The 12,541-nt window shown below is 35.4% G+C and carries 16 protein-coding genes; all 16 read left to right on the forward strand.

The features are described 5' to 3' along the window. Positions 1 to 119 precede the first annotated feature (119 nt). Positions 120 to 608: a serine protease inhibitor ecotin gene (gene eco, locus ACWPWS_RS01675; protein ID WP_454045275.1), complete on the forward strand. Its 489-nt coding sequence runs from the start codon at positions 120 to 122 to the stop codon at positions 606 to 608. Between the two features lie 887 nt (positions 609 to 1,495). After that, positions 1,496 to 2,914, forward strand: a complete 1,419-nt coding sequence (locus tag ACWPWS_RS01680; protein WP_454045276.1) for a TolC family protein — start codon at positions 1,496 to 1,498, stop codon at positions 2,912 to 2,914. Between the two features lie 11 nt (positions 2,915 to 2,925). Continuing rightward, on the forward strand, positions 2,926 to 3,882 hold the full coding sequence (locus ACWPWS_RS01685; RefSeq protein WP_454045277.1) for an HlyD family secretion protein: 957 nt from the start codon (positions 2,926 to 2,928) through the stop codon (positions 3,880 to 3,882). 67 nt (positions 3,883 to 3,949) lie between these two features. After that, a complete protein-coding gene (locus ACWPWS_RS01690; RefSeq protein WP_454045278.1) occupies positions 3,950 to 5,158 on the forward strand; it encodes an ABC transporter permease in 1,209 nt (402 codons plus the stop codon). Between the two features lie 360 nt (positions 5,159 to 5,518). Further along, complete coding sequence (locus tag ACWPWS_RS01695; RefSeq protein WP_034699611.1) at positions 5,519 to 5,974, forward strand: DUF1569 domain-containing protein; 456 nt, start codon at positions 5,519 to 5,521, stop codon at positions 5,972 to 5,974. Positions 5,975 to 5,985: 11 nt separating this feature from the next. Continuing rightward, entirely contained in the window at positions 5,986 to 6,456 is a 471-nt protein-coding gene (locus tag ACWPWS_RS01700; protein ID WP_454045279.1) for a hypothetical protein, read from the forward strand. A gap of 2 nt (positions 6,457 to 6,458) precedes the next feature. Beyond that, a complete protein-coding gene (locus ACWPWS_RS01705; protein ID WP_454045280.1) occupies positions 6,459 to 6,863 on the forward strand; it encodes a hypothetical protein in 405 nt (134 codons plus the stop codon). Next, positions 6,860 to 7,231 carry a VOC family protein gene (locus tag ACWPWS_RS01710; protein ID WP_454045281.1) on the forward strand — a complete coding sequence of 124 codons (372 nt, stop codon included), beginning with the start codon at positions 6,860 to 6,862 and terminating at the stop codon, positions 7,229 to 7,231. The genes ACWPWS_RS01705 and ACWPWS_RS01710 overlap by 4 nt, the downstream gene beginning before the upstream one ends. A 17-nt stretch (positions 7,232 to 7,248) precedes the next feature. Then, positions 7,249 to 7,794 carry an SRPBCC family protein gene (locus ACWPWS_RS01715; protein WP_454045282.1) on the forward strand — a complete coding sequence of 182 codons (546 nt, stop codon included), beginning with the start codon at positions 7,249 to 7,251 and terminating at the stop codon, positions 7,792 to 7,794. A gap of 37 nt (positions 7,795 to 7,831) precedes the next feature. Then, positions 7,832 to 8,281: a VOC family protein gene (locus ACWPWS_RS01720; protein WP_105680685.1), complete on the forward strand. Its 450-nt coding sequence runs from the start codon at positions 7,832 to 7,834 to the stop codon at positions 8,279 to 8,281. A gap of 355 nt (positions 8,282 to 8,636) precedes the next feature. Next, positions 8,637 to 8,963, forward strand: coding sequence for a hypothetical protein (locus ACWPWS_RS01725; protein WP_105680684.1), 327 nt, complete (start codon positions 8,637 to 8,639; stop codon positions 8,961 to 8,963). 19 nt (positions 8,964 to 8,982) lie between these two features. After that, positions 8,983 to 9,615 carry a hypothetical protein gene (locus tag ACWPWS_RS01730; RefSeq protein ID WP_454045283.1) on the forward strand — a complete coding sequence of 211 codons (633 nt, stop codon included), beginning with the start codon at positions 8,983 to 8,985 and terminating at the stop codon, positions 9,613 to 9,615. A 21-nt stretch (positions 9,616 to 9,636) separates the two neighbouring features. After that, positions 9,637 to 10,413, forward strand: a complete 777-nt coding sequence (locus ACWPWS_RS01735; protein WP_454045284.1) for a sensor histidine kinase — start codon at positions 9,637 to 9,639, stop codon at positions 10,411 to 10,413. An 11-nt stretch (positions 10,414 to 10,424) separates the two neighbouring features. Next, on the forward strand, positions 10,425 to 11,114 hold the full coding sequence (locus ACWPWS_RS01740) for a response regulator transcription factor (RefSeq protein WP_209783933.1): 690 nt from the start codon (positions 10,425 to 10,427) through the stop codon (positions 11,112 to 11,114). A gap of 153 nt (positions 11,115 to 11,267) precedes the next feature. Further along, complete coding sequence (locus ACWPWS_RS01745) at positions 11,268 to 11,660, forward strand: DUF1398 domain-containing protein (protein ID WP_454045285.1); 393 nt, start codon at positions 11,268 to 11,270, stop codon at positions 11,658 to 11,660. A gap of 130 nt (positions 11,661 to 11,790) precedes the next feature. Next, positions 11,791 to 12,468, forward strand: coding sequence for a DUF2490 domain-containing protein (locus tag ACWPWS_RS01750; RefSeq protein ID WP_454045286.1), 678 nt, complete (start codon positions 11,791 to 11,793; stop codon positions 12,466 to 12,468). The last annotated feature ends 73 nt before the right edge of the window (positions 12,469 to 12,541 follow it).

The following is a 12,541-nucleotide window of genomic DNA, read 5'->3' on the forward strand; positions in this document are numbered from 1 at the left end:
TGCAGTTTTTGTTTTAAGGTTTAAAATAATATAGAATTAAATCGAAAAACCAAACAATTGTTTAATTTTGGAATAGTTTTTGGAATTAAGATAATATCAATTAAAAAAATTATTAAAAGATGAAATTTTCTAAAACTTTAATTACAGGATTGGTGTTGATGGCCGGAGTAAATGCTTTTGCACAAAAGAAAGCAGAAAAGTTTGAAAAACTACAGATTGAAATGTTCCCAAAAGCTAAAGAAGGATACAAACAAGTATATATTCAGCTTCCCGTAGCAAAAAATGAAAACGATTTAAAAGTTGAACTTTTTGTCGGAACTGAAAAAATGTTAGACTGCAACAACTACTTCCTGATGGGAGAAATGAAAACTCAGGATCTTCAGGGATGGGGATACAACTATTACGAAGTAGAGTCTAAAGGAGAAACAGCAGGAACTCTTATGGGATGCCCTGGGCAGAAAGAGACTAAAAAGTTTGTGACTTTAAAACCTGAAATCGTAAGATACAACAGTAAACTTCCATTGGTATTCTATGTACCAAAAGACATTGAAGTACGTTACAGAATCTTACGTCCTGATGCTGCCATGAAAAAAGCAGTTCAAAAGTAAATCAGCTTATTATAATTATACAGAAAGCTCCTCACAGTAATGTGGGGAGTTTTCGTTTTTTCAGAATAAGATAATTCGTCATGTTCTTTGCTTAGTGAAACGCCTTTGCGCACGAGTTCAAAGCTATCCATAATGCTTTTGCGGACATTGCGTTGTAATATATTTTGGCTAAAGCCCATTCCTATTGAATCCTCATTCTCAAAAATTTTACTGATTTTTATTTCAGAGCCTAAGCATCCAGTTTGTCATTCCGTAGGAATCCAGCCTCCAAAATTTAAAATATAAAGAGAATAAGTCCAGTTTTATTCAATAGAAATGGGCTTTAGCCCATTTAATAAATAATTTAAATTCCTTTGGCTTTAGCCTAAACTTACACTCAATTTTATAGAAAGCAGATTGTTTATTATCAGAGTTTATCCACTCCATTTCTCGTTCCACAGGAATCCATTTTCCAAAATTCAGAATCAAAATAAAAGAAGAAGATGATAATGTATTCATTTCTCAATGGTTTTAAGTTTTGGCTAAAGCCGTTGGAAATTTTGTTCTTATTAAACGGGCTAAAGCCCGTTCCTATTGAATTGATTAGTTTGGAATCCAAATTTCAAAATTCAGTATAAAAAATTTATAGATATTTTTCAGATATAATACTCTCATATCCCTTTATTTATTGATAAAATAGCTCTCAATTGAGTGCGGAAAAAGTAGAGTTAATTATTTTTTCAAAATTTTTTAAGTTTTAATTAACATTTAAACACTTCGGGCAAAACTTTATTTTGTAGGGCTTTAAACTTAAACATATTTTAAACTTACTTTAAATTCACTGTATTGTAGAATTATCTTTAAGGATTTTATCTTTTTTTGCATTATATTTGTTATAAACATAAACCATGAAAAACAATTTATTGATTTTTACGTTTAGTTTTTTTGCTTTCCCCGCTTTTGGCTGGGCACAGTCTGCGCCGGATTTTAAAGAACTTCTGGATAGTGCTATGGTTCGGGACTCGAACCTTAAAATGCAGATTACCCAAAACAAACTTACCGATCTTGATGAACACAAACTGAAAGATATCTTTCTTCCAACTCTGGAATTGAGCGGTAAAGCAGGTTATCTCAATGGAACAGCAAGACTGACGTCACCGGAATTTAATCTCGCTCCCTTTATCAATATTCCGGAAGGAGCTTTCAACAATAATTTCAATGTGTCCGGATTTTCAGGGATTGCCAAAGCAGATGCTAAAATGCTTTTGTATTCAGGTGGCAAAGTTAAATACATGAAAAAGGCCGTTGAAGAAAAGAAAAAGTCCGAAGATATTCTTTTGGAAAAAACAAAAGATGAAGTTGTTGCCAGTATTTCCAGAGCATACGATCAGTTAGCGCTGATTCATCAGTCTAAAAAGGTACTGGATGAAAGTAAAAAAAGACTGGATATCAATAGGAAAACTGCAGATAAAGCTCTTGGCTATGGCCTGATTACCCCTTATGATCATAAAAAAATTGAACTGGCTCAGGCGACTTTAGATGCTAAAATGGTAGAATATGAAGGGAAAAAAGAACTTCTTCTTACCCAGCTTTATATTTTAACAGGAATCAACAGAGAAAGGCTGAAAATGATTGATCCGGTATTATCTCCGGTAGAATTGTTGGCCGCAGAAAAAGGAATAGAGCAGAGAGCTGAAATCAGAGCGCTGGAACATGGCATCAGCGCTGCAGACTATAAAATAAAGGCTGAAAAAACCTGGATGATTCCTAAAGTACAGCTGATGGCTTCAGCCTATTATATCGGACTGTACGGAAACAGAATTAAATCCTCAGAAAATGTCATTCCGGCAGTTCCAATACTTGGATATGAAGGAAAAAAACTGGACTGGAGACCTAATAACATTAACGTATTTCCATTGATTACAGCTGGAGTAGGATTTAAATGGGAAATTTTTGATGGTAAAGAAGGAAAACATGCGGAAGAAACAGCCAAAGTAGGAAAAGAAGTACTGCAGAACCAGAAAGAAGATGCTCTGAAAAAACTGACCCTGAATCTGGCTAATAATCAAACCAATTATAATATTGCTTCCGCACAGATTACCTTGAAAGCCAAAGAAAAAGAGCTGGCAAAAAATGCGTTGGTACAGGCCGAAAAAGAATTCAGATACGGAATGAGTAAATCTTCACAGCTTATTGATGCAGAAAATGATCTTGAAGCTTCCGAACTGGAATATCAGAATGCCATTTTCAACCAGAGAAGAGCGGGAATAGAACTGATGAGGTCTACCCAGGAACTGGATATCACCAAATTTTATTTAATCCCTTAAAAATTTAAATGATGCATAAAAATATATCTATACTCTTCGCTGCTCTGTTTTTGCTGGGGAGCTGTGACAAAAAAAATGAAAAAAACAAAGATCCTGAAGGAAAAACAAAAAAGGATGTGATCTCTTTTGCTCCTAAAGTTACCGGAAGGATTCTGAAAATATATGTTTCCGAAGGGCAAACCGTGAAAAAGGGAGATACGCTGGCTCAGCTTGATGTTCCTGAAGTTTCCGCAAAAATTGCGCAGGCACAAGGCGCTGTAAATGCTGCTACGGCCCAGGAACAGATGGCGAAAAACGGAGCTACAGCCGATCAGTTGAGACAGCTTCAGGCTAAATATAAAGGACTCAAAGAGCAATATGAATTTGCCCAGAAATCTTACAAAAGAGCAAACAATATGTTCCGCGACAGCTTGATGTCTCCACAGGCTCATGACGAAATCTATGCAAAACTACAGGGAGCAAAAGCACAGTATGATGCGGTAGTGGCCGAATTGGATGATGTAACAAGAGGTACCCGTTTCGAAAAAGTAGAAATGGCAGCAGGGCAGGCTTCACAGGCTAAAGGAGCTTTGCAGGAAGCCAATGTAGCCTATTCCGAAAGATATATCATTGCTACCAACGATATGGAAATTGAAACCATCAGCTTGAATACGGGGGAACTTGCTACAGCTGGTTTTGCTTTATTCAACGGATATATTCCGGAAAGCACTTATTTCAGATTTACAATCCCGGAAAGTACCATTTCAAAATACAAAAAAGGACAGGAAGTGACCATGCAGGTCGTTTACAATAAAGAAACTCTGACAGGGAATATAGTGTACATCAAACAGCTGACAAAATATGCGGATATCACTACAGCTTACCCTGACTATCAACTGCAGGATGCGATCTATGAGATCAAAGTAAAACCCAAAGACATGAATAAAGCTAAAAGTATTTTGGTCAATGCCAATATAATCCTGAAATAAATTGAAAAAGAGCAGATGAAACTCCTATTGGATTTCATTTCGTTCTTCAACATATAAAAATATACAGATGAAAGAATTTTTCCGTCTTTTAAAACGTGAGTTCAAACTTTTTATCGGCAATTCAACCTTAAGGACGGTGTTCTTTTTGGCACCAGTCTTCTATGCAACCTTGCTGGGCTTTGTTTACAAAAGCGGAAAAGTTGAAAATACTCCCGTTTTGGTTGTAGACCGGGATAATACCCCTTTGTCAAACCAACTGACGGAAATGCTGGATGATAATAAAAGCATCAAAATTATCAGATATCTCCAGGAACCTCTGAGTATTAAAGATGAGGTGATCAGACATGAAGCTGCGGCTGTGGTGATTATTCCATCAAGATTTGAAGGAGATATGCTTCAGAAAAAATACCCTGAACTGAATGTCTACATCAATACAGGAAATGTCTTAACAGCAAATTTTGCTTCCAAAGCTCTTCAGCTGACCATAGGAACATTTTCTGCCGGAGCTTCCATCAAAGCTCTTCAGAAAGCAGGAATGCCCGCTGCCAAGGCCGCTACTCAGTATGAGCCTTTCAAAGCTAATTATATCACTCTCTTCAATACTACCGGAAACTACCTGATCTTTATGTGGCCTGCAATGCTGGCGGTAGTATTACAGCAGGTAATTCTGTTGGCGATGGCTGTAAGTTTTGCTGCCGAATTTGAAAGAGGTTCTTTCGTAAAAGAATACCTGAAAATGAAAAAATGGGCTTTCCCAACCATGCTTATTAAGGTGATCCCGATTTGGGTATTTTCTATTCTCATCGTAGGTATTTATTACTTTATGCATATGATTTTCCATGTTCCGATGCCTGAAGGAATATTTAATTTTATTCTTCTGACAGCGGTTTTTGTAGGATCAGTTTCATTTCTGGGAGTATTTATCAGTATTCTGATTCCGGATGCTTTGAAGGCTACGCAGATCCTTATGGTTATTGCTTCACCAGCGTTCATTATCAGTGGGTTTACTTGGCCTTTAAGTGCAATGCCTGCTTTTGTACAGTTTATCGCGAATATTATTCCATTAACTCCCTTTTTACAGGCTTTCAAAATCTTATTGATTCAAAAAGGTTCGGTAGAACTTACTTTCCCTTACCTGAAACATTTAAGTATTCTTTTAGTTGTGTATGCCATCATCGGCTGGATTGCTTTAAAGATTAAGCTTTGGTTTATTTTCAGAAAAGCAGCGCCGCAGGAAATTGCAGTGGAAAACGCTTCTTCGGAGGATGTTGAGTAGTTTTTTGTTGCTGGTTGCTTAGTTGCCAGGTGCTAGTTGTCGTTTATCAGTTGCTGGTGTATTGTACCAATTATTTTGTTGGCGATATTTACTTGCCATAATTCAAAGTACCATGATCAAAAAATAAGTCAGACATGATCAGTTTCCAAACTAAAAATCCTGCACTCCATATTCCTTCAGCCTTAATCCCTACACTTAATCCCAAATTCGCAACCCGAAAACCCGCATCTCGCACCTCGTATTATTCTTACACATAATCGCACACCAGCAACCAGCAACCAACAATTTCTCCTTTTTTCAACCAACTATCAAATCAATCAAAAAAACTGATATATTTGTCCATAGTAAAATAGAAATTATATGGAAAACGTATTTGATGCAAAAGATGCTCAAAACTATATTGATAGGATCAACAGGCTGGTAGAAGATACTCATGGTTTGTGGGGGAAAATGACAGTGGACCAAATGCTGGCACACTGCTGTATTACCTATGAAATGATCTATGAACCGGAAAAACACAAAAAGCCGGGAGCTATTGCCAAATTTATACTGAAAACTTTCGTAAAACCTAAGGTAGTGGGAGAAAAAGCATATCCAAGAGATTCTCCTACCGCTCCACAGTTTTTGATTACTACCAGAAAGAACTTTCATGAAGAAAAAACAAGACTGATCGGTTTTATTCAGAAGACCCAACAGTTAGGTGCAGATGCGTTTGATGGTAAAGAATCTTTTTCTTTTGGAAAACTGAATTCTCAGGAATGGAATAATATGTTTGCCAAACATCTGAACCACCATCTTGCCCAATTTGGCGTTTAAAAAATCACACTATGAAAAAACTTTTATTACTCTTCATTCTGGCAGCCAATTTTGTATGGGCTCAGATGCCCGATATCTCAAATACCTGGCTGAACAATAGTAAACCGTATATAGGAACTATCGGAAATAAAGGTCAGGAGCTGAAAGTAAAGATCAATATTTCTGAACAGAATAAAAAAAATGATCAGGAATATTTCGTTTCAGGGTACTCTCTTGTAGATACCAATTATACAAAATTTGAAGGAAAAATTACCATTTCAAAATATAAAGATTCCAAGAAACAGGGAACGGTATACGGAGAATATGAGCTGGCGGAAGAGAATAAAGGAAAACATTCCGGACTTTTTAAAGGAAGGTTTGTTTATAATTTCAAATGGAACAGAAAAACAGAGAAAATAGAAGGACAGTATATTGAGCTTATTGGAAACTGGAAAAGCTATGACGGAAGCATAGAGCTTAAAACCCAACTCAAAAACCAATAATCATGCTGAGAAGAATATTAGCCGTATTGGTAGGTCTTATTGCAGGATCCATTGGTATTACTGTAGTGGAGAAAATAGGACATGCTTTATATCCTCCTCCTGTGGAAGCGGGAGCCGGAGATATGGAGGCATTGAAAGTTTATGTAGGCCAAGCCCCTTTTATGGCTCTGTTTTTTATCATTCTGGCTTATGCCCTGGCAGCAGTTATTTCCGGATTTACAGCAACAAAAATTTCAAATAATGGGAAATATACAGCGGCACTGATTTGCGGAATTATTTTCCTGCTAATGACTGTATACATGATGGTGTCTTTACCTACTCCAATCTGGTTCTGGATTTTAGGAATCCTTGTTTGGGGATTGGTTTTCGTTGGACATAAACTTGCTTTAAAAACAAAAAAAATATGAAATTAGGAGCTTTTTCAATTAGCTTAAGCGTAAAAGATCTTCAGAAATCCAAAGACTTTTATGAGAAACTTGGGTTTACAACCATGGCAGGAACGGAAAAACAAAACTATCTCATCATGAAAAACGGTTCTACCTTGATAGGCCTTTTTCAAGCGATGTTTGATGGAAATATGCTTACTTTCAATCCGGGATGGGATGAAAATGCACAAAATCTTGAATCTTTTGACGATGTACGTGAAATTCAGAAAAGATTAAAAGAAAGCGGAATAGAAATCGGAAAAGAAGCGGACGAAACCACTTCAGGCCCCGAACATATCTACCTGAAAGATCCCGATGGAAATATGATTCTTATAGACCAACACAGATAATAATTAAAAACACATTTATGATGAGAACATTTAAAAGAATTATTTTATTTTTAACCACAGTACTAATCATTTTATTAGTTTGGGCTGCTTTTATTTCAGGAGACTGTAAATATGAGAAGTCAGTTTCTATCAATGCACCGGTAGAAAAAGTATGGCAAAATACCAATACCCTCAAAGCAATGGATCAATGGAGTCCATGGAATGATCTTGATCCGGGTATGAAAAAAGACTGGACAGGAGCAACAGGACAGCCGGGAGAAAAAGTTTGCTGGGACAGTAAAAATAAAAATGCAGGAAAAGGTTGTCAGGAATTGAAAAAAGTGGATGAAGCAGGTAAAAGAATAGATACGGAAATTAAATTCCTTACTCCTTATGAAAGTGAAGCAAACGCTTATGTAACAGTAGTTCCGGAAGGAAACGGAAGTAAGGCAACATGGGGATTTAGCTCAGAGATTCCTTATCCTTTTACTTTGATGAAGCTGTTTATGAATATGGAGGACGCTATTGGAAAAGATTATCAGAAAGGGCTTTCAAGATTAAAAGCTTTATCTGAAAAACCGTAATAAAAATACAAACTCAACTTAAAAAAACAAAACAATTATGGCAACAGTAAATGTTTACTTGACATTCAATGGAAACTGCAGAGAAGCATTTGATTTTTATAAATCTGTTTTCGGAGGAGAATATCCTTACATCGGAACATTTGGAGAAATGCCTCCAATGGAGGGAAAAGAAACTCCTGAAGAAGACAAAAACAAAATTATGCACGTTTCACTTCCAATCTCTAAAGAAACAATATTGATGGGAAGCGATACAGGAGGAGAGTGGTCTTCCAATTTCAAAACAGGGAATAATTTCTCAATTTCTGTGAACGCTGAATCTAAAGAAGAAGCCGACAAATTATTCGGTGGTCTTTCTGCTGGAGGACAAATAACAATGCCAATGGCAGATACTTTCTGGGGAGCTTATTTCGGAATGTTTAGTGACAAATTCGGAATCAACTGGATGGTAAATTATGACGATCCTGCTAAAATGCAGCAGCATCCATAAGATTTAGATTGGTATTTAAAATAGTAAAAAAGCCGGCAGATTTCTGTCGGCTTTTTCAATGTGATCCTGATAAGTAGCCGATAAAGGAAATAAATTTCCAGTACTGTTTATATTCTCACGAGGTTTTATCATGAAAAGTGAATTATAAAGCGATAACAACGTATTAAATGCCAAATTGAAAAACGGGTAGAAATACGCAATCTTGCTATAGGTTATTATTATAATTTTGAAAAATAAATATTATGTTAATTAATATGAATTTATTTCACAGTATGGTTAGTTTTTTCATAACTTGTAATGTGTAGTTATAACGACTTTATTCTAAACCTATTATATAATTTAAAACAAGAAAACTATGGAACTACCTAAACATGCAGTCTTATTAGAAGATGCTAAAACATGGATCAGCAACTGGCAGAATACAAAAGTAATTGATGGAATGTCTATACGGGCTCACCTTATCCCAGCGAAGGATGTACATGATATTTTCATTAAAGATAAAGGATTTGAGAGATATCGGGGATATAATGCCATTACCGATGAAGGAGAATTTAAGTTTCTGATGGTTGGGGTAGATGCTGATAACAATGATATTGTAGATTATGATAAAGGATACTATGTTTATGACATGACAACACCTTGCCCAAGTGTATGTTCCACTGCGAAATGGTGGAATCTGTAATTTGAAAAACTAGAGATCATTGGATCATTGGATTGAAATATTGTCATTAATTGGAAAAGGCATTCTGCTGATCAATCTGGCAGTATACTGTATGGGCTTTTCAAGAGCAGGAAAAGCCTATACATTCTTCATCAGCTATCTGGCCTGGATATTAATATGTGAAATTGTTTTCTATGTATTGAATTCTCAGAAGATAAACAATCTGTTTTTCTCTCACTATTATCTGATTGGTCAGTTTTTGTTACTGGGGTTGTTCTTTCATGAAATTTTAATAGAAAAATACCAGAAAAAAACAGCACGTACATTTTTAATTATCATTCCTGTAGTTCTCGTTATACAGTATATAATATACCCCGAGAAATATTATGTTTTTAACCTGTTTGAAATTTTTGTCACCTCTTATTCCATTATAATTCTGGCATTATTTCATTTGTATAATATACTGGATACTAAAAAGAAATACAATTATATAAGTCTGGGACTTTTACTTTACCTGATAAGCAGTACTGTGATATTTTTGTCCGGAAATCTGTATACGGTGATGAACAGAAAACTGCATAAAGAGATATGGGTTTTTAATGTCGTCATGTTTATTGTATACCAGATTTTTATTCTGGCAGAATATCTTTCTTCCCGTAGAAAAAATGTGTAATTACTGTTATGATTTTACAAAATGAATGAAAATACAATTATTTCCACTATCGTTTATACCTTTCTGGCATTTACTTTACTGGCCGTTACGCTGATCATATTTTATTATTTTTCTAATGAGAAAATAACCAGAAATCTTATTCAGAAAAAAGAACTGGAAATCAGATATGAGAAAGATCTTACCCACGCCATTATCAGTGCTCAGGAAAAAGAAAAACTGCGGATTGCTCAGGATCTGCATGATGACATCAGCTCAAAACTCAGTGTGGTTTCTTTAAATATCCACCTGTTGGATTTTGATAATTTGGCCAGAGAAGAATACACCGATCTGAAAAATAAAATAATACATCTGGTCAACAAAACTGCCGAAAGCGCCAGGCAAATCTCTCATGATCTGCTTCCTCCTATTTTAGAAAAATTTGGCCTTCATGCTGCAATAGATGCCCTATGCTCAGAAATTAACATGTCCAAAACCCTGCAGATTACTTATTCCAACAGTCTATACTTTGCAAAGACAGAAGAAGAAAAAAATTTGCATATCTTTAGAATACTTCAGGAGCTCATTAACAATTCCATAAAGCATGGTGAAAGTACTCATATTGATATAGAATTTCTAGGAAAAGAAGGAAAAAATACCTGTATCTATAAAGATGATGGTAAAGGATTTAATCTTGATGAAAATACTTTGAAAGGAGGATTAGGCTTGCGAAACATCAGAAGCCGGGTAGAACTGATTAATGGAACACTGAAAATTGAAAGTGAAAACAATAAGGGAATCACCGTAGAATTTACATTTTAAATAGTTATAAGATGGAAAAGGATATAATTCGTGTAATAACCGTAGACGATGAAGCACTCTTTCGTCAGGGAATTTCATTGTTGATACAGAGAGAAAAAGATATTGAACTGGTAAGTGATTTCAGTAACGGGAAAGAGCTGCTTGATGAGCTTATAACCCTGGAAGAGCTGCCTGATATTATCCTGATGGATCTCAATATGCCGGAAATTAACGGAGTAGAAGCTACCAAACAAATCCATATCAAATATCCTCAGATCAGGATTATTGCATTGACCAGCTATAATACAAAAGCGTTTATTGTCAATATGATACAGTCCGGAGCGTGTTCCTTCCTTAAAAAAAACTCAAGCCCAGCTGAATTACTTACTGCAATCCGGGAAGTATATAGCAAAGGTTTCTTTTACAATAACGAAGTAATGGAAGCATTACATCAAAACCTTACAGAGCCTAAAAAGAAAGTTTCAAGTATTTTTGATGCCAACCATATTTCCAAAAGAGAAAAAGAGGTATTGGAATTAATCTGTAAACAATACAACACATCTGAAATCGCAGATCAGCTTTTTATAAGTTCAAGAACCGTTGAAGGCCACCGTAACAGTCTTCTGCTGAAAACCGGAGCCAAAAATACGGCAGGTTTAGTGGTATATGCCATTGAAAGTAAAATTGCAGATATGAACTATTTAAAAGACAGGTTCGAGTAAATATTCATGCCGTTGTTTTCATTAAAAAGTAAATGAAATTTATATTTTCTGATTAAATTAGTTTTTGTTTTATAAGCTGATACACATGATTTGTTTATGAAAAAATAATACTTTTATATTCTTAAATAATAACAGTCAGAAAAATACAAAAGAATGAAATTTACGATCGAAAACATTAAAGAAGAACACCAAAAAGTAAAAACCGGAGCCGATTTTCCTCAATATATTCAGGCGATAAAAAGGCTTGGTGTTTCCCATTATAAGGCATATGTTTCAGACGGAAATACTGAATATTTTAATCATGAAAATCAATCTGTGCAGACCGGAAGTAAGTATGATTCACTTCCTGTTTCCGATACTTTAAACCTTGAAAATTTTAAAATAAGGCTGAAACTTCATCAACAGGGAGGAACGGATTACATGACTTTCTGTAAAGACTGTGCCGAAAACGGAATCAACGGATGGACAATGGATCTTCACGGGATGACCTGTACTTATTTTGACCAGCATGAAACGAATGTTCTGACAGAACAGATTCCAGAATAATCTTTTATATAAAACCGGGTGCAGATAATTGCATCCGGACTTCTTTATACCCGAGTGTAAATATTGTTTGCTATTATTGATTTAAAATATTAATTTTGTTAAAAACGATAGATAATAGTAATTGGTAAACATGAGAAAGGTTTTTACGAAGTTGGCATTCACAGTATTAAGTTTGGGATCCATATTGACATTTGCTCAGAAAAATGATCTGGGAGCATGGTATATGTATTTTGGAAATAACAAAATCAGCAAAAAGCTGAACTGGCATAATGAAATTCAGTACCGTAATTTCGATGCCCTTGGAGATCTGGAACAGTTGCTGATCCGTACCGGGATAGGATATGATCTTACAGAAAATAACAACAATGTTTTATTAGGATATGGGTTTATTCTGAGCCAGCCTTATGTAAACGGGGAGAAAAAAGAGAATATAGAACACCGAATTTTCCAGCAGTATATTACCAAACAGAAATTTGGACGTTTCTATCTTCAGCACCGTTATCGCCTGGAAGAACGTTTTCTTCAGGATGATTTCAGGATGAGGTTCCGTTATATGCTGGGCGTGAATATTCCGATTACGCAAAAAGAAATGCTGCCAAAGACCCTTTACGCATCTGTGTATAATGAAATTTTCCTGCATTTCAACAGTCCGGTTTTCGATAGAAACAGAGTCTACGGAGCTTTAGGATATGTTATCAACAAAAATATGAGGATTGAAGCAGGTTATATGAACCAGATTCAGGAAAATAGAAATCGCGGGCAGATTCAGATTGGTTTTTATAACAATATTCCATTTACTAAAAACTGATGATAAAAACTGTTTCTGAATGCTCTGAGGAACCCCTTTATTTGAAAATAAAAAATAATAAACACAAAAAATA

Source organism: Chryseobacterium sp. Marseille-Q8038, from assembly GCF_965111995.1.

Bases quoted from the DNA above. Each gene is read 5' to 3' on its own strand.
- ACWPWS_RS01740 (WP_209783933.1), top strand. From the start codon at position 10,425: ATGGAAAAGGATATAATTCGTGTAATAACCGTAGACGATGAAGCACTC.
- ACWPWS_RS01695 (WP_034699611.1), top strand. From the start codon at position 5,519: ATGGAAAACGTATTTGATGCAAAAGATGCTCAAAACTATATTGATAGG.
- ACWPWS_RS01745 (WP_454045285.1), top strand. From the start codon at position 11,268: ATGAAATTTACGATCGAAAACATTAAAGAAGAACACCAAAAAGTAAAA.
- ACWPWS_RS01725 (WP_105680684.1), top strand. From the start codon at position 8,637: ATGGAACTACCTAAACATGCAGTCTTATTAGAAGATGCTAAAACATGG.
- ACWPWS_RS01680 (WP_454045276.1), top strand. From the start codon at position 1,496: ATGAAAAACAATTTATTGATTTTTACGTTTAGTTTTTTTGCTTTCCCC.
- ACWPWS_RS01735 (WP_454045284.1), top strand. From the start codon at position 9,637: ATGAATGAAAATACAATTATTTCCACTATCGTTTATACCTTTCTGGCA.
- eco (WP_454045275.1), top strand. From the start codon at position 120: ATGAAATTTTCTAAAACTTTAATTACAGGATTGGTGTTGATGGCCGGA.
- ACWPWS_RS01720 (WP_105680685.1), top strand. From the start codon at position 7,832: ATGGCAACAGTAAATGTTTACTTGACATTCAATGGAAACTGCAGAGAA.
- ACWPWS_RS01690 (WP_454045278.1), top strand. From the start codon at position 3,950: ATGAAAGAATTTTTCCGTCTTTTAAAACGTGAGTTCAAACTTTTTATC.
- ACWPWS_RS01710 (WP_454045281.1), top strand. From the start codon at position 6,860: ATGAAATTAGGAGCTTTTTCAATTAGCTTAAGCGTAAAAGATCTTCAG.
- ACWPWS_RS01705 (WP_454045280.1), top strand. From the start codon at position 6,459: ATGCTGAGAAGAATATTAGCCGTATTGGTAGGTCTTATTGCAGGATCC.
- ACWPWS_RS01685 (WP_454045277.1), top strand. From the start codon at position 2,926: ATGCATAAAAATATATCTATACTCTTCGCTGCTCTGTTTTTGCTGGGG.
- ACWPWS_RS01700 (WP_454045279.1), top strand. From the start codon at position 5,986: ATGAAAAAACTTTTATTACTCTTCATTCTGGCAGCCAATTTTGTATGG.
- ACWPWS_RS01715 (WP_454045282.1), top strand. From the start codon at position 7,249: ATGATGAGAACATTTAAAAGAATTATTTTATTTTTAACCACAGTACTA.
- ACWPWS_RS01750 (WP_454045286.1), top strand. From the start codon at position 11,791: ATGAGAAAGGTTTTTACGAAGTTGGCATTCACAGTATTAAGTTTGGGA.